Below are 18,736 nucleotides of genomic sequence, written 5' to 3'. Positions count from 1 at the left end.
CATGTTGGAACGGATAATCGACTGGTCATTAAAGAATGTTTTTCTGGTGTTGCTGACCACGCTGTTTTTGGTGATCGGCGGCGTGTATGCGGTGCTGAAAATCCCATTGGACGCCTTGCCGGATTTGTCCGATGCGCAGGTGATCGTCTATACCGAATACCCCGGCCAAGCGCCGCAAGTGGTCGAAGACCAGGTAACTTATCCCTTGACCACGGCGATGCTCAGCGTGCCGCGCTCCAAGGTGGTTCGCGGGTTTTCGTTCTTCGGCGCTTCGTTCGTGTATGTCATTTTTGAGGACGGCACCGATATTTACTGGGCACGCTCGCGGGTACTGGAATATCTCAACTTCGCGTCGGGCCGCTTGCCGCGCGGTGTTACGCCACAATTGGGGCCGGATGCCACCGGGGTCGGCTGGGTTTACCAATATGCGGTGCTGGGCAAGGACTATTCGCTGGCAGAGCTGCGCACCTTGCAGGACTGGTTCGTCCGTTATCAACTCACCAAGGCTCATGGCATCGCCGAAGTGGCCAGCATTGGCGGCTTTGTCCAGCAATACCAAGTCACCGTCAATCCGCAACAATTGCAGGCATACGGCATTCCGCTGAAAACGCTTACCGAAACCATCGCCAACGGCAACCGCGATGTCGGCGGACGGGCCATCGAACTGACCGAAACCGAATACATGGTGCGCGGCAGGGGCTACTTGCACGGCACTCAGGACTTGGAACGCCTGGTATTGAAAGTCGCCAACGGCACGCCGGTGTTGGTACGGGACGTGGCCAGAGTGGAACTGGTGCCGGACGAACGGCGCGGCATTACCGAGTTGAATGGCGATGGCGAAGTGGTGTCCGGGATTGCGGTCGCCCGTTACGGACAAAACGCCCTGTCCGTCATCGACAATCTCAAGCTCAAACTCAAGGAAATTACGGTGGGTTTGCCATCCGGCGTCAGCATACAAGCCGTCTATGATCGCTCCGACCTGATTCATCGGGCGATTGAAAATTTGCGCCATACCCTGCTGGAAGAAAGTTTGGTGGTGGCCGTGATTTGCGCGGTGTTTTTGCTGCACGTGCGTAGCGCCTTGGTGGCCATCGTCATGTTGCCGGTCGGCGTGTTGATGGCGTTTATCGTCATGCATTGGCTGAACATGAATTCCAACATCATGAGCCTGGGCGGCATCGCCATCGCCATTGGCGCGATGGTCGACGCGGCCATCGTGATGATCGAAAACGTGCACAAGCATCTGGAACGCGATGCTGGGCAGCTGCCGCGCTATACGATTGTACTGAACGCCTGCCGGGAAGTAGGGCCACCGCTGTTCTTCAGCCTGTTGATCATCACCGTTTCGTTTTTGCCGGTGTTCACGCTGGAAGCGCAGGAAGGCCGATTATTCCAGCCTTTGGCCTATACCAAGACCTTTGCCATGGCCGGTGCCGCGCTATTGTCGGTCACCTTGGTACCGGTATTGATTCTGCTGTTTGTGCGCGGCCATATTCGTTCCGAGCACGACAATCCGATCAATCGCGGCTTGTCGTGGCTGTACCGTCCTGTCATCACTTGGGTGATGCAGTATCCCAAAGCCACCGTGTTACTGGCAGTGCTGACCCTGCTGGCCAGTGTTTATCCGGCGATGCGTTTGGGCGGTGAGTTCATGCCGACCTTGAACGAAGGCACCTTGTTGTTCATGCCGCAAACCTTGCCCGGCCTCTCGGTCACCAAAACCGCTGAACTGCTGCAAACCCAGGATCGCATCATCAAAAGCTTCCCGGAAGTGGAATCGGTGTTTGGCAAGGCTGGACGCGCCGCCACGGCGACCGATCCGGCACCGCTGGAAATGTCGGAAACGATCATCAATCTGAAGCCACAAGACCAGTGGCGGACAGGCATGACCGTAGACACGCTGATTGCCGAAATGGATCAGGCGTTGCAAATTCCCGGTGTCAGCAATGCCTGGACCATGCCGATCAAAAACCGGATCGACATGTTGGCCACCGGTATCCGCACGCCGATCGGCATCAAATTATTCGGTAACGATCTGGCGGAAATAGAACGCCTGGCGCAGCAAATCGAGCAAGCGGTCAAAAACGTCCCCGGCACCACCAGCGCCTACGCCGAACGCATTACCGGTGGTTATTACCTGAATATCGATCCCGACTATGCCGCCCTGGCACGTTATGGTCTGATGGTGGGCGATATTCAGAATCTGATTTCCACCGCGATTGGCGGGGAAATGGTGACAACGATGGTCGAAGGCCGCGAACGCTTTGGCGTGATCGTGCGCTATCCCCGTGAATTGAGAAATAGCCCGGACGCTATCGGCAGTCACGTGTTGGTAACGACCGCCGACGGAGCGATGATTCCGCTGTCGAGCGTGGCGCATATCAGCCTCTCCAAAGGTCCGCCCGGCATTCGCACCGAGAACTCACTACTGTCGGCCTATATCTTCGTCGATATGCGTGACCGCGACATTGCCGGTTATGTCCACGACGCGAAACTAGCCGTACAACAGGCCGTGCAATTACCAACCGGTTACTACATCACCTGGAGCGGCCAGTTCGAGTACATGGAGCGTGCGAAACAGCGTCTGGAAATTGTGGTGCCGCTGACTTTGCTGATCATTTTTCTGCTGCTGTATTTGAATTTTGGCCGACTGGCCGAAACCCTGATTGTCATGCTGTCGGTGCCGTTTGCCTTGGTCGGCGGGGTGTGGCTGCTCTGGCTGCTCGATTACAACGTCAGCGTCGCCGTGGGCGTCGGCTTTATCGCGTTGGCTGGGGTGGCGGCGGAAACCGGCGTGGTGATGCTGATTTATCTGGATCATGCCTATCAGGCCGCGCAACAGGCATGCGAACGAGCAGGCAGACTGATGGGTTACGCCGAACTGCACCAGAGTGTCATGAACGGTGCCGCCGAACGCCTGCGTCCGAAAATGATGACGGTGGCCGCCATCATGGCCGGGCTACTTCCAATCATGTGGAGCAACGGCACGGGCTCCGAAGTGATGCGCCGCATTGCCGCGCCGATGGTGGGCGGCATGATTTCGTCGATGCTGCTGACCTTGATCGTGATTCCGGCGATTTATACCTTGGTCAAGGCTTATTCGCTAAAACAACGGGGCGGCGTCGCTCAGTGACACTGGTTTTCATTCATTTAACCGGAGAAAAATCGGCAAATAAAAATCCAATACAGCAAGTTCCATTCAATGTAGTGGCATGTTAAATGCCGACCTATTTATCAATTTGTAAGGGGAGTCATCATGAAAACGTTTTCTAAAGTAATCGCCGTCGCCGCTTTAACCATGGGCGCTTTAACGGGTTGTCAGCAAAATGTACATCCTATGGATATGACTGCGGCGGTACAGAACGCCAAAACCCAGGAAGACCACGAAACGTTGGCCGCTCATTATGAGCAAGCCGCCAAGGATGCCCAAGCCAAAGTCGATGAGCATAAAAAGCTGCTTGCCCAGTACAAGCAACATCGTTACTTGTCCGGTAAGCAAGCCGAAACGTTTTTGATTCATTGCGAAGCACTGATCAGTTCCTATCAGAAAGCTGTCGATGCCAATACCGAAATGGCCAAAATGCATCATCAACTGGCAGGTTCTAAATAATCCGAAGATTTGCTGGCATACATTAAGGGTGTGGGCGCCGAGATTGATTGTCGGATTGGGTGCGCCACACTCTTAATTTAACTCAGTTAAAACGCCCGTCTTCTCTGACCTTGAATCACCTTAATGCACCACCGTGAACTTTGCTTGTCTGCGGCCAACGCCTTTAGGCTCCTCAACCATTTTTTTCGATGCTTGGGCTATCAGTAAGGCTAGCTGTGCAAATTGAGTCGAATCAAATCGTAACGACATGTTCTGTAAATGCAAATGCACCACGTCGCAATCGCGGCAAATTTGCACTCTGCCTGACTCGTTTGCCCCCAAGATTTCATGATTACAAGGCTTTTTATTCATAGATCGATTCTCCGTAAGGCGTTTAGCGTTCTAATAAACACTCATGTTGATTTAGGGCATACGTGCGTTGTTGGCTCCTGTTCGCCCATTTCGATTTGGCGAGCGAGAGCAATATCTTCCATACGATTTGTTTAGAGCCGAAATCTAGACAGCGAAAATCCGTGGCATGGATGTGTCCGGTTTCAAGCAATGAAGCAAGAACTTCCGGTTTCATCTCCAGTTTCAAATCAGACGGTTCGAAAAATTTGAGTGCAAATTTCATTTGAGGGCTCCAAATATTCACTATTTGTTGCAAATAATAATCATTATCATCTGAAAAGTAAAGCACTCCCTCCTCGTGGCATTTTCGCTTGGGTTTAGGATGCCTGGCCACCAAAGGACTCGGCTGGTTTTTTCGATTCAATTAACGAATCGCGTCCTGGTGGGTGTGTCCGCAAACTGCGCAATGATGCCCAATGATGGATATTTTAAAATCGGTCGAGGCGTGTAGTCTGGAGATTGCAGGTAAGCAACCAACTAAACCACATCGTCAGTTAGCGACAACTATGATTTAATCCAAGGGGCCGAAAGGCAGCAGTTCGTCGATGCGGCGATTAGGCCAAGTGGGGAGTTTTTCCAAGGTGTCTTTTAACCATGCGGCTGGACCGATGCCGTTAAGTTTGGCGGTGCCGAGCAGGGTTTGTATGACTGCGGCGCGCTGGCCTGCCCGTTCAGAACCGGCAAAGAGCCAGTTCTTTTTTCCCAGGGCAATTGGCCGAATGCTGTTCTCGACGGGATTGTTATCGATGGGCAAATCGCCGGTTTCGGCGTAGCGGGTGAGCGCGACCCAGCGTTTCAGACTGTAATCCATCGCTTTGAGCGTTGCGCTGTTAGGTGCGGTACGCAGACGCGTTTGTTGCAGCCAATCGTGTAAGGCGGCCAGTGTCGGCAAGCTTTTCTCTGCTCGTAGACGTTGGCGGTCGTCGATGGTCATCTCGCGGCCTTCGACTTCGATGGCATAGAGCAGCGCGATACGATTCAAAGCTTCTTGCGCGATAGGATTCTGACTGGCTTGGAATAGATCGAAGAATTTACGGCGAGCGTGCGCCCAACACGCCAATTCAACACAAGGCACGAGCAAGCGTTGTGATTCAGGATGCGCACGGGTAGCCGCAAACAAGGCTTTATAACCCGCATAGTCGTCAACCAGGAGATGACCTTGCCAGTTTTGTAGAAAGTTCTGCGCATGCCGGCTACTGCGGCCCGCCTGATAGTCGAAGACGATGATCTTCGGCCCCGGTTGTAAGTCGTTACTGCGATAAGCCCACAAATAGGCTTTTTTGGTTTTACCGTTGCCGGGATCGAGTTGTGGCACCGGCGTTTCATCGGCATGTAAGCTATCCCGTTGCAATAGATGCCAAGCCAAGCGGTCAGCCAAAGGCTGCAAGGCAACGCCGAGACGACCCACCCAATCGGCCAGGGTGGAACGGGATAAGATCACGCCATCCCTCGCCGCGATTTGTTCTAAACGATAGAGCGGCAAATGGTCGAGGAATTTACTGACCATCACCCAGGTCAGCAAACCGACAGCGGCCATGCCGCCATCGATGACCGCCGGCGGAATCGGGGCCGCCGTGATGCTTTCGCAGGCCCGGCAAGCATATTGCGGCCGAATATGCCGATGCACGAAAAACTTGGCCGGCTCGACATCGAGCTGTTCGCTGACGTCTTCGCCGATCTTGACCAAGTCCTTACCGCATTTTCCGCAGGTGCAAGATTCCGGTTCGTGACGGTGTTCGATGCGGGGTAGATGAGGCGGCAAGGATTGACGACCGGCGCGTGGGCGTTTGGGACGAGAGACGGTGTCACACGGTTGGTCGTCCTGAAGTTGCTCGACTTCGGCTTCAATCGCCGACATATCCGTATTCCAGGTTTCCTCGAACACATCGCGCTGCAGCGGGGCCAGACTTTCGTTCTTACGACTGAAGCGGATACGCTTGTAATAGGCCAACTCAAAGGTCAGCGCCTCGATTTTGACCTCTTTGGCGTGAATGGTGGCGTCTTTGGTTTGGATGGCTTTGGCATCTCGCTCATGCTGTTCGATCAGGGATTGGATCAACGCAGCCACTTCGGTTTTAGCAGCCGGTTCCAGGTTCAGTTGATCGAGTTTAGCGAGCGGATTCATGGCGGTTATTATACCGCAATTATCCCTCTAACCCTTGATATTGCTGAGATTTGGTAGGATGTCACACCGATTCAAACTTGCCAATCAGGTTGGCATTTTGCCGACAGTCGCTGCCAGTCGACACCGGCCACCAACCATTGCCATTGCGCTTGACTGATGGCAAATACGACATCATCCACCTTGGGCCAGACAAAAGCGCCTTGATGCAAACGCCTCTGGCATAACCACACCCCGTTGCCATCCCACAGGAGCAGACGTAATCGGCTGCCGGCCCGGTTGCGGAAAATAAAGGCCGAGCCGGCGCAAGGCGAATGGCCCAGGCTTTGCTGCACGATCGCCGATAAACCATCCAGTCCACGCCGCATATCGACCGGCGCCACCGCTATCCAAATCTGCGACGGATAATCGATCAAGCCAGACATTGCAATAGCTCTGCGACCCAGCGCGCTGATACCGAAGTCGGCAACTCCAGGCGATGACCTTGGGCATGGGTAAAAAGGATGGCCGCGTCTACTGTTTCAGTGGGCGCAACCTGCACGGGAATCAGGACAGCCGAATCGCTCTTGGGTAACTTGCGAAAGTCGCTCAATCGCGCTGCAAATGTATGGACATTGATTTGCTGCTTCGCACAGTACTCGGCTTGCGATAAACCACTGCTTTGCCACGCTTCAATATGCTCTCGCCATTTCGATGTGATGGCCATAGCTTCTCCTGATCAAAAAGTCACAGGATGCCGTGAGCGGAATTAGTTTCACAGGTGGCGCGACTACGCGCTTACGATTGCAGAGAACCTAAATATGATATTGGAAGAGAAACAGCGCTTTGAAGGTGGTGACTGGATTGTAAAGCGCGTAACCGCTCCATGTCTGCCCTCGGTTGCTTGACGAATGGATTGGTCTTTCGAAGATTGAATGGTCTGTGAAAAGAAGGCACATGACCGTATATAAAGGACATTGCTGCTTTACAATGAAGAAAAATTTCAAAGGCTCAATAATGTCACCTCTGACGATCGGCAAACTTGCTAAACAAACCGAAGTCACCATCGAAACCATCCGTCACTATCAACGTATTGGTTTATTGACGGAACCCGCAAAGCCTCATGGTGGTTATCGTGTGTATTCGGCTGATGCGATTACGCGGATACGTTTTGTCAAACGCGCTCAACAAGCCGGATTTACCTTGAAAGAGATTGCCACCTTGTTATCGCTTGATGGGGCACACTGTGCCGATGTTCGACAACTCGCCGAACAGAAATGCAAACAGATCGATCAACAAATCCGGGATTTAACGGCTCTCCGTCAGGTATTGGGAAGTCTGGTCAACAACTGTCAACAGACTGCACCATCCGCTCACTGCGCGATTCTCGATGCGTTTATTGAAAATGCATCAACCCAACCCTAGATTAAAAAAACGCACTTGACTCTGTTCTAAACAACAGGGTTTAGACTCCTTGCAAACCTTGAGCATTGTTTGGTTAGGAGATTCGCATGAATACAGACCCTGAAACACCCATCGAAACCTCGTCATGGCTGAGTATCGGAGCCATTTTGGCCGCTGTCGGGGCTTCGGCCTGCTGTGTCGGGCCTTTTTTGTTTTTATCGTTAGGAGTGGGCGGTGCCTGGCTGAGTTCACTAACGGCAATGGAACCCGTCCGGCCTTTTTTTATCATCCTAACTTTGGTTTTTATGGTTTTGGGCTATCGCAAACTTTATCTGACCCCCACCTGTTGTGAGGACGACACCCGTTGTGTATCCGATGCGCAACGTAAACAACGCCTCATATTTTGGCTAGTATCCGCCTTCATCTTGTTGCTGCTGGCCTTCCCCTGGCTGATGGCCTTTTTTCTGGCCTAACGAGGGCCGCGCTATGAACATAAAAACCAGTTTATTACTTTTGAGCCTGTCGTTCAGCACGGGGTGGTCAGCCACTGTTTTTGCTGAAACCACTACGGTTCAATCGACTCGGCAGCAAACCGTATCCTTTAACGTCCAGAACATGACCTGCGCCATGTGTACGCTCACCATCAAAAAAGCCTTACAGAAAGTTGACGGCGTAGAGCAAGCGACGGTCGATTATGCCAGTAAAACCGCGACAGTTACGTTCGATAGCACGAAAACCGACACCGAGGCTCTGATCAAAGCGACCACGGCGGCTGGTTATCCTGCGACCGTCAAGCCTGTTTCCCGATAACACCCAAGGATACCGCTATGTCTGATTGCTGCTGCCCCACCCAACCATCCACCAAAACCCAACAGATTTGTCCTGAATGTGGCTCCACCTGTAAAAGTGTCGGTATGCCGACGCTGTACCATCAAGTCCGGTTTCCAGAAAATCAGGCGCTCATTGTTGAAAGCTATTATTTTTGTCCGGGCAAAACCTGCTCAGTAGGCTATTTCTCCAGCATGGGGCACAGCATCCCCAAGGACTGGCTGAGAAGCTACCAAGACTTGCAAAACGATGCGCTATGTTATTGCTTTGATATAGACGCGGAGCAGTATTTATCGGCGTTAAATGCTCACCGAGCAGAACCGATCAAAAATTTTGTCATGCAACGCACCAAGGCCAAGGAATGCGCTTGCGAAATCAGAAATCCATCAGGCCAGTGTTGCTTGGCGAATTTCAAGGCTTTGGAAAAAAGCGTTGATGTCCCCGCTTAGGATCAAACCCAAAATGAGGTTGCCAACACAGTGTTTTTCGCACTGCCGGACTTCCTTCATCACCCTAACAATGACAACCTGCATGAGATGACCACGCATGATTGCTGACTGGTTAACGATAGCTTTGCAAAAAACCATCCTGATACGCGCGATCAAGGTCGCGCTGGTCGTGGGTACGATTCTTATGATCATCAACCACGGCGATGTCATGTTGAGCGATGGCTTATCGATCAAGGAATACACTAAGATCATCCTGACTTACTTGGTGCCCTATTGCGTTTCGACCTATTCCAGCAGCGAAGCGGTTTGTGCCGCCGAAAACCTGCCCAGCATCCATACCTTGCTGGACGCGCATATCAAACAGAAAAGCCTCAAGTTGGCCCAAGCAGCCCAAACAACAAAGACCGGACTTGGCCGCCTCATCGTGCGTATGAAACAAGAGATGAACGACAAATCTAGTTGAGCACTGACCATGAAACAGTTGCAGTCCAAACGCCAGGGTTTCCCACGGCAGCGCTCTGCTGTTACGGTTCAGCCAAGCATACCAACCGAAACAAGAACATTTCGCTATTTTTCGCCTTGGTTATTACTCATCACCCTGATTTGGATGGTGGCTTATCCAATGCTGTTACCCGATCCCATCGGACTTGCCGCGCGGAATTGGCCGTTGGTCTTCGTAGGTGTCATGGGAGCATTCATTGGCAATGTGACTGCGATCGGCGGCATAGTATTCATGCCGGTCATGATGTTCGTTTACCATGTCGATCCCGTCAGTGCCTTGAAACTCACCTTCGTCACCCAAGCCGTCGGTATGACCAGCGGCGCAAGCGGCTGGCTGCATCGCGGCGAAGTACCATTATCGCTATTGCAATGGACTGTGCCCACACTGATCATTGGCACCGTAGTCTCTACTTTTTTGATCCACCCGCAGCCGATGCTGGTCAAAGGCTTGTTCGGTCCTATCGCCTTTATCGTCGGCTTGCTGACGCTGATCACGCTCGACCGAAAAGGCGGTCTGGCCGAACTTCCCGCCAAAGCCCGTTTGCCCATTCTGCTGGTTTCTTTGTTTGGCGGCATGATCACCGGCTGGGTCGCCATTGGCGAGGGTGAAATCATCGCGGCCTATTGCATGCTGGCTTACAAGCTGAATGCCAACCGAGCAATCGGACTGGGCGTAGTGTTGTTATCGCTGAACTCGATTTTGTTGGCCGTGATTCATGCCGGGTATTTTGGCGGCGTACCCTGGGACATGGCAGCTTTCACCATGTTGGGCGTTCTTTGGAGCGGACGCCTGGGACCGTTTCTAACCCAGTGGATTCCACCACGCACAATTAAAAAAGTATTCGCCTATATCGCCTTGCTCGATGGTTTAGTGATCACTCTTCAGGCGAGCATGTGATGTTATTGGAAAGAACATGCCGTGCTAAACCGGGAAGGTGGAGAGCGTTGTTTTAGGCATCCATCACTGGGCGAGCGGCGCTTTGTACAAACCACATTAACCGTCACCTTGCAACCGGATTACAAATTGGTCTGTTTGATACCTAAAACCGAGACACCCCCTGACCATATGCCTTTAAGACACGCCAATGCGATAGTTGTAACAGGATATCCGGGATGAGTTGAGAGTATCTGACCAAATTATGAGGACTTTTAAAACCCGCAAATACCCGCAGGAATCCGCACTTGTACCCATCTTTCCGGACGCTCCCCCTCATATTCCTTCGTTCCCTCCACCATCAAAGCCCAACTGATTTCAGTTGGTTTTTTTGCCTGTACTTGCGGGATCGCAGGACGCTGCGGATTCTTGCTGACTTACAGTGTTTCTCCAGACGCTATCCTAAAGACTGCCAAAGCTGATGTGATTTTAGGGGCGTTACAATCGTTTCTAACTCGCTCAAGCAAATCTGGCACAAACATTCATCATAAAGTTGCCAGATATGCTCGCTCGTTTCAGGGGATAGACGAACATTCGAACAGTCACAGCGATGAATACGATTAGCCTTGCAAATAAATTGACGCTGACAACGCGGGCAATGTTTCGCTTCATGTTTACTATCGAAATTTTTGCTAAACAAGAGGGCTCTCCAGTGGAAAATCAGCAATCAAAGCCGCATTACTGTGTACCTCAAACACCAGATTTTATAGTAGCCGCCATGACTGAGATTCGACCTTGTAGTTCTGAGCACTTTCGACGGCTACTCCCAAACCAGCGCCCCACCGGTCTGATATTCGGTCACCCGCGTCTCGAAAAAGTTTTTCTCCTTGCGTAAATTAGCCTGTTCGTCCAGCCACGGCAACATGTTGGTAGCGCCGGGGAACGGCTCGGCCAGGCCCAATTGGCGAGCGCGGCGATTGGCAACGTAGCGGAATTGCTCTATATGCAATCTGGCGTTGTAGCCCAGTATCGGCTCGTGCAGGATGTAACCGGCATAGGCTGTTTCGGCGGCTTCGGCTTCGTCCCACATTTGCCGTAGCGCTTGCGGGTCAAGCGTTAGGTTTTCCTCGTCCAGCAATTGGCGCACCACGCGAATACCAAAAGCGCAATGCAGCACTTCGTCGCGCATGATGTATTGCAATTGCTCGGCGGCGCCCTTCATCAGGCCGCGCCGCTGCAGCGCAAACACCGGGCTGAAGCCGTTGTAAAACCAGCAGCCCTCGAATACGGCGGCGAAGAACAGATAGGCCATCGCAAACTCGTGCAGCGCGTCGCGGTCGCTCAACGGTCGCCCGGATTGCAGCACGCCATGCAAGCGGCGGTTGGCCAGCGCGATCTTGCCGTGGATCTCCGGCACCACCCGGTAACGGTTGTAAATTTCGCGCTGGTCGAGTCCGAGAGTTTCGATGCAATGCTGGTAGGTCCAGGTATGCAACGCTTCTTCGTAGACTTGCCGGGCCTGATAGATTTGCAATTCCGGCGCGCTCATCTTTTCCATCACCGCCAGGCCGATGTTGCGCATCGCCAGAATGTCGGAGGTGGTCAGATAGGCCAGCACATTTTCGAATACATGGCGTTCGGCCGGTGTCAGCGTGTGTTGGTAGTCGTGTACGTCCTGCGCCATCGAAATTTCCAGCGGTGTCCAGTGGTTGCTGTTGGCGTTCAGGAAAAACGACCAGGCCCAGGGGTATTTGAACGGTGCCAGTTGATTGATGTCCGCTTGGCCGTTGACCACCCGTTTATCTGCGGCATCGACTGGCATGCTGATGACGGCTTTGGGCGTTGGCGTGTGTGCATCCCGTAGCATCGTTCCTTGGTCAGATGCGGAGCCGACGCCATACGCCGGTTTAGCTGTAGCAGCGCAGGCAGAAGGCTGGGTGACGACAGCATCCCAATCCTCAAAATTTGCAGTCATTTTCATTGGCAGGCCTCACAATCCGGATCGGTGATTGAACAGGCTCGGGTGGGCGCATCGTCACCAGCGGTTTTTTCCATCGCTGTTGCAGCCAGTGTGCGCAAGTAATAGGTGGTTTTCAGGCCTCGCCGCCAAGCCAGACGATACAAGTGATCCAACTGCTTGCCGGAGGCGCCGGCCACGTAAAGGTTGAGCGATTGCGACTGATCGATCCATTTTTGTCGACGAGCGGCGGCTTCGATCAGCCAGTCGGCTTCGACTTCAAAAGCGGTGGCATAACGGGCCTTGGTCGGTTCCGGAATGCGTTCGATGGCGGCCAGCGAGCCGTCGAAGTATTTCAAATCGGCGACCATCACCTCGTCCCACAAATCCAGCGCCTTCAGTTCGCGCACCAGCGCGGCGTTGACCACGGTGAATTCGCCGGACAAATTGGATTTGACATACAGATTCTGGTAAATCGGCTCGATCGATGCCGAAACGCCGACGATGTTGGCGATGGTCGCGGTCGGCGCGATGGCAACGCAATTGGAATTACGCATGCCGATTTGACTGATCCGCTGTCTGAGCCTGTCCCAATCCAGATGGGCACCGCGGTCGGTCTCCAACAGTCCGCCGCGTGCCTCGGCCAGGCTATCCAGTGTATCCAGCGGCAGCACGCCTTGTTGCCACAGGCTGCCGGTAAAGCTGCTGTAGCGGCCGCGTTGCTCAGCCAGTTCTGTGGATGCCTGGTAAGCGTAATAACACAACAGCTCGGCGGAACGATCAGCAAACGTCACCGCCTCGTCGCTGGCATAGGCCAAACCCATACGTTGCAGGCAGTCGGCAAAGCCCATCAGCCCCAATCCCACCGGACGATGACGCAGGTTGGCGTTGCGCGCCTTGGGGGTGGCGTAAAAATTGATGTCGATGACATTGTCCAGCATCCGCATGGCCGTGTTAATGGTTCGTTGCAGTTTGTCGGCATCCAGCTGCCAGTTGCCGTCTCGCTCGCTTAAATGTGCCGGCAGATTCACTGAGCCCAGGTTGCAGACCGCGGTTTCATCGGCCGAGGTATTCAGCGTGATTTCAGTACACAGATTGGAGCCATGCACCACGCCGACATGTTGCTGCGGCGAGCGCAGATTGCAGGCATCCTTGAAGGTGATCCACGGGTGGCCGGTTTCGAACAGCATGGTCAGCATCTTGCGCCAAAGTTGCACCGCGCCGATTTGCTTGTACTGTCTGATTTCGCCGCGTTCGGCCTTGGCTTCGTGATGGACATAAGCGGCGGCGAAGTCCGGGCCGAATTTGTCGTGCAGATCGGGCACATCGACCGGTGAAAACAATGTCCACTGGCCATTTTCCTCCACCCGTTGCATGAACAGGTCGGACACCCAGGCGGCGGTATTCATGTCATGGCAGCGGCGGCGCTCGTCGCCGGTGTTCTTGCGCAAATCCAGGAATTCCTCGAAATCCAGGTGCCAGTTTTCCAGATAGGCGCAGACCGCGCCCTTGCGTTTGCCACCCTGGTTGACCGCGACGGCGGTATCGTTGACCACCTTTAAAAACGGAATTACGCCCTGACTGTGGCCGTTGGTTCCCTTGATCCGGCTGCCCAATGCCCGCACCGGCGTCCAGTCGTTGCCCAGGCCGCCGGCGTATTTTTGCAACAAGGCATTTTCCTTGATGCCCTGGTAAATGCCGTCCAGATCGTCGGATACCGTAGTCAGATAGCACGACGACAATTGCGGATGGCGGGTGCCGCTGTTGAACAAGGTCGGCGTCGAACACATGAAGTCGAAGCTGGACAGCAGCCGGTAAAACTCGATGGCGCGTGCTTCGCGGTCGATTTCGTTCAAGGCCAGCCCCATCGCCACCCGCATGAAGAAACATTGCGGCAGTTCGATGCGGCGGCCGTCGATGTGCAGAAAATAACGATCGTACAGGGTTTGCAGGCCCAGATAATCGAATTGCAGATCGCGTTCGGCCAGCAAGGCCTGACCGAGGCGGGGCAAGTCGAAATCCTTCAGGCGCGGGTCGAGTAATTCGGCGGCGATTCCGGCGGCGATAAATTCGCCCAAACTATCGGCATAGCGTTCGGCCATCGCGGCCTGATTCACGGCCAGCCCCAATACTTCCAGACGCAAATGACTCAGCAGCAAACGGGCCGCGACCTTGGCATAGTCGGGTTCGCGTTCGATCAAGGTGCGCGCCGCCAGCACCAAGGCCTGGCGCACCGCAGTCAGCGGAATGCCGTCGTAGAGATTTTGCCGGGTTTGCGTCCAGACCAGTTCGGCATCGACATCGGTCAAGCCGGCGCAGGCCTCGCGACACACATCCTGCAGCGCCAAGCTTTCCAGCGGCTGACGTTGTCCGTCGACCTCGACCTGTAGCGAGGGGACAATGTCTGCCGCTGATGTTTCGGCCGTGCGCTGTTCGGCGTGTTTTTCGCGGTACAGCACATAGGCGCGGGCCACATCGTGGGCGCCGGAGCGCATCAAGGCCAGTTCGACCTGATCCTGAATGTCTTCGATATGCACCGTACCGCCGCCGGGCAGGCGTCGCGTCAATGCCTCGACCACGCTGGCAGTCAGTTGAGCCACCTGCTCGCGAATACGGGATGAATTGACACCGTGTTGGCCTTCGACAGCCAGAAAGGCTTTGGTGATGGCAATGGCGATCTTTTCCGGCTGAAACGCCACCACCGAACGATTACGGCGGATCACTTCCAGGCCGCTGTATGCCAGCGGCAACGGATAATCGGTAGTTGTAAGAACGCCTGATTCGGCAATGCCGGGACGTAGGTTGGATGAACTGACTGCGGTAGCTTGCATGCGATACTCCACGCGATTAATGACGGGAGTGGCGGAAGAGGAAGGGAAAGCCGGGAACCGGAGCGCGATACGAAAACCGCCGGAAGCCAATGCGCTTGCCATCGTCTTCGGAGGCACCCCGCTCCTGGTTGACTGAAGGTTTCGAAGGCAGGTCTCCTGGCTTTCGGGTCATCGTCTTGGTTCGCCTTCCCGGACTCGCGTCCAGTGGCATGCTTGAACAAAGACTCGCCAATTACAGTTGCGGGGGCAGCTCCGGCTTATCAGTAGTTAAAGATCGAATTCTTAGACCACCGACCGGATTCCCTTTTAATCCCCCTTTTGGGGGAACCATCTCGGAGAAGGATTCTAGGCTGGCGGCATAGGGACGTCAAGCTCAAATTACTATATGTGCCGATTAAATTTTTAATTTATCACTATATGTAGTTATTGCTGTTTGATTGCCAACCCGGTACGGGCATGATGGATCAGCCATTGCAGGTATTCCAAACCCACATCCTCATGCCGACAGGCCAGATACATGGTTTTACCGATGGGCAGGTCGGCGAAGCGCAAGCCGTTCAGACCGAGTTTGGCGGATTTGTCGGCCAGCAGCCATTCCGGTAGCAGGCAAACGCCGCGACCGGCTGCGGCCAATTGCAACATGATGTCGGTTTCCTCAACCTGGATGTGTGCAGCGGGCTCGATACCTGCCGGTTGCAGCACCTTACGGAACATGTCGAGGCGGTCGCGGGCCACCGGGTAGGTCAACACGGTTTCGCCGCGCAGATCGTCGGGCACGATGAGCCCGCGACCGGCCAGCGGATGGCTGTCGGCGACGATCAACGCCAACTCAAAATCGAATAATGGCTGGTAGCTGAGCAGGCCATTTTCGACCGGATCGGAGGTCAACACAGCGTCCAGCTTGTATTGGCGAATCGCCTCGAACGATTCAAAACGGTAGCGCGACGTGACTTCCACCGTCAAATCCGGCCAGGCGCGCAAATAGGGTTGCAGGATGTTACGGAACCATTCGTAGCAGGCATGGCATTCGATACCTATGGTCAATTTGCCGGTTTTGCCTTTAGCCAGTTGCGCCAAGTGGTTTTCAGCCGAATCGACGGTGGCGATGACCGACTCGGCCACCTCCGACAAATAGCGCCCGGCTTGACTCAACACCAGCGAGCGGCCCTGCTTGTACCACAGCGTCACGCCCAGGCGTTGCTCCAGGTTTTTGATTTGATGCGACAACGCCGACTGGGTCAGATGCAGGGTTTCGGCGGCGGCGCTCAGGGTGCCGTGGCGTTTTAATGCCAGCAGGATACGCAGATGGATCAATTCCATATCAATGAATAAGCCTCATAGATTGATGAAGAATCATCGATTATCGTCATTCGTTGATCTGTTTACAATGTTTTATGTGTCAAATATTCACTAGACGGCAGTTATTCATGACAAAAATTCACAATTTAGGTTTTCCCCGTATCGGCGCCAAGCGCGAACTCAAGTTTGCTTTGGAGTCGTACTGGCAAGGCCAGTCCTCGCGTGACGAACTCAAAACACTCGGCCAACAGTTGCGCCAGCGCCATTGGCAACTTCAAGCTGGACTGGATAGCGTGCCGGTCGGCGACTTCGCCTATTACGACCAGGTGCTGGACATGAGCTTTACCTTGGGCAACTTGCCCGAGCGGGTGCGGGATTTTCACGGCGACGCGCTGGACAACTACTTCCGCGTCGCCCGTGGCCGTTCGGCGGATTCGGCAAACGACGCCGACGATTGCTGTGCAGGCGTGGCCGCCGGCGAAATGACCAAATGGTTCGATACCAATTACCATTACATCGTGCCCGAGTTCTCCGCCGCCACGGAATTCAAACTGGATGCGTCCCGCCTATTGGAACAACTGGGGGAAGCCAAGGCCCAGGGCGTCACCACCAAGCCGGTACTCATCGGCCCGGTCACTTACTTATGGCTGGGCAAGGCCAAGGACGATTCAGACAAGCTGGCACTGTTGCCCAAACTGTTGCCGGTTTACGCGGAGTTGCTGGACACGCTGGCGGCGGAGGGTGTTGAATGGGTACAGATCGACGAACCGATTCTGGTCACCGAACTCGATGCCGTTTGGCAAAATGCCTTCGTTACGGCGTATCGGCAATTGGCTGATTGCCCGGTTAAACTTTTATTGGCGACCTATTTCGGTCAACTGGCGGAAAACCGCAGTCTCACCGCCAATTTACCGGTGGCCGGTTTGCATGTCGATGCCATCAACGGCAGCGATGACGTCGAGCCGCTGATCGATCAGTTGCCTGCAGGCAAGGTTTTATCGCTGGGGGTGATCAATGGCCGTAACATCTGGAAAACCGACCTCAACGCCGTGCTGGATTGGCTGGAACCTTTAGCGCAACAACTGGGCGAACGCCTGTGGCTGGCACCGTCGTGCTCGCTGCTGCATGTGCCGGTCGATCTGGACAGCGAGCAGAAACTCGACGCCGAAATCAAATCCTGGCTGGCCTTTGCCAAGCAGAAGCTCGAAGAACTGCGCCAGTTGAGCACCGCACTGAACCAAGGGCGCGCGGCGGTCAAAGCCGAACTGGACGCCAACCGTGCTGCCATCGAAGCGCGCCGTCTTTCGGCGCGGGTCAACAATCCGGCGATCAAGGCGGCGTTGGCCGGTATCACCCCGCAAATGGCGCAGCGCAAAAGCCCTTATGCGCAACGTGCCGTCAAGCAGGTCGCGTTGCTGAAATTACCCAAGTTCCCCACCACCACTATCGGCTCGTTTCCGCAAACGGCGGAAATTCGTCTGGCACGCAGTCAGTTCAAGTCCGGCAAACTGGATGAAGCCGGCTATAAAGCGGCCATGCGCGCCGAAATCGCCCGTTGCGTGCGCGAGCAGGAGGCGCTCGGTTTGGACGTGTTGGTACATGGCGAAGCCGAGCGTAACGACATGGTGGAATATTTCGGCGAACAGCTCGACGGCTATGCGTTCAGCCAATCCGGTTGGGTGCAGTCTTACGGTTCTCGTTGCGTCAAGCCGCCCATCCTGTTCGGCGACATCAGCCGCCCGCGCCCGATGACCATCGAATGGATCGGCTACGCCCAGTCGCTGACCGGCAAACCGATGAAAGGCATGTTGACCGGGCCGGTGACCATTTTGAACTGGTCGTTCGTCCGCGACGACCAGCCGCGTTCGGTCACCTGCAAGCAACTGGCCTTGGCTATCCGCGAGGAAGTGCTGGATTTGGAAAGTGTCGGTATCGGCGTGATACAAATCGACGAAGCGGCCTTGCGCGAAGGTCTGCCGCTACGACGATCGCAATGGCAGGCCTATCTGGATTGGGCCGTGGAATCGTTCCGCATCACGACGGGCGGCGTGACGGACGAGACGCAGATTCACACGCACATGTGCTACTCCGAGTTCAACGACATCATCGCCGCCATCGCCGATATGGACGCCGACGCCATCACCATCGAGACCTCGCGTTCCGACATGGAGTTGCTGGACGCCTTCGAGCATTTCAACTACCCGAACGAGATCGGTCCCGGCGTCTACGACATCCATTCGCCCAATATTCCGAGCGCGCAGCACATCGTCGCGTTGATGAGCAAAGCTGCCGAGTGTATTCCGACCGAACGGCTGTGGGTCAATCCGGATTGCGGATTAAAAACCCGCCAGTGGGATGAGGTGATACCGGCATTGGCCCAGATGGTGGCCGCCGCCAAAACCTTGCGAGCCACGCTGGGCTAATCCGCATCGTTTGCTGTATCAACCGCCCCGGCCTGATGCCGGGGCGTGCCAATAAGCCAATAGCCAAAA

At 54.6% G+C, this 18,736-nt stretch carries 16 protein-coding genes, 1 pseudogene and 1 riboswitch; of the genes and pseudogenes, 8 read left to right on the top strand and 9 right to left on the bottom strand.

The features are described 5' to 3' along the window. Position 1 precedes the first annotated feature (1 nt). Both NM686_RS05515 and NM686_RS05510 read left to right on the top strand, forming a co-directional pair. Positions 2-3,133: an efflux RND transporter permease subunit gene (locus NM686_RS05515; RefSeq protein WP_255186883.1), complete on the top strand. Its 3,132-nt coding sequence runs from the start codon at positions 2-4 to the stop codon at positions 3,131-3,133. Between the two features lie 123 nt (positions 3,134-3,256). Beyond that, the gene (locus NM686_RS05510; protein WP_255186882.1) at positions 3,257-3,610 is read left to right on the top strand and encodes a hypothetical protein; all 354 of its coding nucleotides are present in this window, start codon (positions 3,257-3,259) and stop codon (positions 3,608-3,610) included. A gap of 120 nt (positions 3,611-3,730) precedes the next feature. Here NM686_RS05510 and NM686_RS05505 read toward each other — a convergent pair whose 3' ends face one another. The 5 genes from NM686_RS05505 to tnpA all read right to left on the bottom strand — a co-directional run bounded on the left by NM686_RS05505 (position 3,731) and on the right by tnpA (position 6,828). After that, entirely contained in the window at positions 3,731-3,961 is a 231-nt protein-coding gene (locus NM686_RS05505) for a DUF6686 family protein (protein ID WP_255186881.1), read from the bottom strand. A 22-nt stretch (positions 3,962-3,983) separates the two neighbouring features. Beyond that, positions 3,984-4,223, bottom strand: coding sequence for a hypothetical protein (locus tag NM686_RS05500; protein ID WP_255186880.1), 240 nt, complete (start codon positions 4,221-4,223; stop codon positions 3,984-3,986). A gap of 288 nt (positions 4,224-4,511) precedes the next feature. Beyond that, positions 4,512-6,125, bottom strand: a complete 1,614-nt coding sequence (tnpC, locus tag NM686_RS05495; protein WP_255186879.1) for an IS66 family transposase — start codon at positions 6,123-6,125, stop codon at positions 4,512-4,514. Between the two features lie 71 nt (positions 6,126-6,196). Further along, positions 6,197-6,547 carry an IS66 family insertion sequence element accessory protein TnpB gene (gene tnpB, locus NM686_RS05490; RefSeq protein WP_255186878.1) on the bottom strand — a complete coding sequence of 117 codons (351 nt, stop codon included), beginning with the start codon at positions 6,545-6,547 and terminating at the stop codon, positions 6,197-6,199. Continuing rightward, a complete protein-coding gene (tnpA, locus tag NM686_RS05485; protein WP_255186877.1) occupies positions 6,535-6,828 on the bottom strand; it encodes an IS66 family insertion sequence element accessory protein TnpA in 294 nt (97 codons plus the stop codon). Before tnpA ends, tnpB begins: the two co-directional genes overlap by 13 nt. Positions 6,829-7,058: 230 nt before the next feature. Here tnpA and NM686_RS05480 point away from each other — a divergent pair, with 230 nt between their 5' ends. The 5 genes and pseudogenes from NM686_RS05480 to NM686_RS05455 all read left to right on the top strand — a co-directional run bounded on the left by NM686_RS05480 (position 7,059) and on the right by NM686_RS05455 (position 10,181). Then, positions 7,059-7,526, top strand: coding sequence for a MerR family transcriptional regulator (locus tag NM686_RS05480; RefSeq protein WP_255186876.1), 468 nt, complete (start codon positions 7,059-7,061; stop codon positions 7,524-7,526). A gap of 86 nt (positions 7,527-7,612) precedes the next feature. Next, positions 7,613-8,315 (top strand): annotated as a pseudogene (locus NM686_RS21765) (MerT/CopZ fusion-like heavy metal transport selenoprotein). 17 nt (positions 8,316-8,332) lie between these two features. After that, on the top strand, positions 8,333-8,782 hold the full coding sequence (locus NM686_RS05465; RefSeq protein ID WP_255186873.1) for a putative iron-sulfur cluster-binding metallochaperone: 450 nt from the start codon (positions 8,333-8,335) through the stop codon (positions 8,780-8,782). 97 nt (positions 8,783-8,879) lie between these two features. Continuing rightward, on the top strand, positions 8,880-9,245 hold the full coding sequence (gene nrtS, locus NM686_RS05460) for a nitrate/nitrite transporter NrtS (RefSeq protein ID WP_255186872.1): 366 nt from the start codon (positions 8,880-8,882) through the stop codon (positions 9,243-9,245). Positions 9,246-9,254: 9 nt separating this feature from the next. Then, complete coding sequence (locus NM686_RS05455) at positions 9,255-10,181, top strand: sulfite exporter TauE/SafE family protein (protein WP_255186871.1); 927 nt, start codon at positions 9,255-9,257, stop codon at positions 10,179-10,181. A gap of 433 nt (positions 10,182-10,614) precedes the next feature. On the opposite strand, the gene NM686_RS05450 is transcribed toward NM686_RS05455, so the two are convergent. The 4 genes from NM686_RS05450 to NM686_RS05435 all read right to left on the bottom strand — a co-directional run bounded on the left by NM686_RS05450 (position 10,615) and on the right by NM686_RS05435 (position 16,265). Beyond that, positions 10,615-10,857, bottom strand: coding sequence for a cysteine-rich CWC family protein (locus NM686_RS05450; RefSeq protein ID WP_269022495.1), 243 nt, complete (start codon positions 10,855-10,857; stop codon positions 10,615-10,617). Positions 10,858-10,977: 120 nt separating this feature from the next. Continuing rightward, on the bottom strand, positions 10,978-12,132 hold the full coding sequence (locus tag NM686_RS05445) for a ribonucleotide-diphosphate reductase subunit beta (protein WP_255186870.1): 1,155 nt from the start codon (positions 12,130-12,132) through the stop codon (positions 10,978-10,980). 2 nt (positions 12,133-12,134) lie between these two features. Beyond that, entirely contained in the window at positions 12,135-14,945 is a 2,811-nt protein-coding gene (locus NM686_RS05440) for a ribonucleoside-diphosphate reductase subunit alpha (RefSeq protein WP_255186869.1), read from the bottom strand. Between the two features lie 129 nt (positions 14,946-15,074). After that, positions 15,075-15,292, bottom strand: a riboswitch (cobalamin riboswitch). A gap of 76 nt (positions 15,293-15,368) precedes the next feature. Then, positions 15,369-16,265 carry a LysR family transcriptional regulator gene (locus NM686_RS05435; RefSeq protein ID WP_255186868.1) on the bottom strand — a complete coding sequence of 299 codons (897 nt, stop codon included), beginning with the start codon at positions 16,263-16,265 and terminating at the stop codon, positions 15,369-15,371. A gap of 107 nt (positions 16,266-16,372) precedes the next feature. Here NM686_RS05435 and metE point away from each other — a divergent pair, with 107 nt between their 5' ends. Continuing rightward, positions 16,373-18,667, top strand: coding sequence for a 5-methyltetrahydropteroyltriglutamate--homocysteine S-methyltransferase (gene metE, locus NM686_RS05430; protein WP_255186867.1), 2,295 nt, complete (start codon positions 16,373-16,375; stop codon positions 18,665-18,667). Positions 18,668-18,736 lie beyond the last annotated feature (69 nt).

Origin of the sequence: Methylomonas rapida (assembly GCF_024360925.2) — a bacterium.
Taxonomy (GTDB): Bacteria; Pseudomonadota; Gammaproteobacteria; order Methylococcales; family Methylomonadaceae; genus Methylomonas; species Methylomonas rapida.
This window is presented reverse-complemented; position numbering and strand designations above follow the sequence as displayed.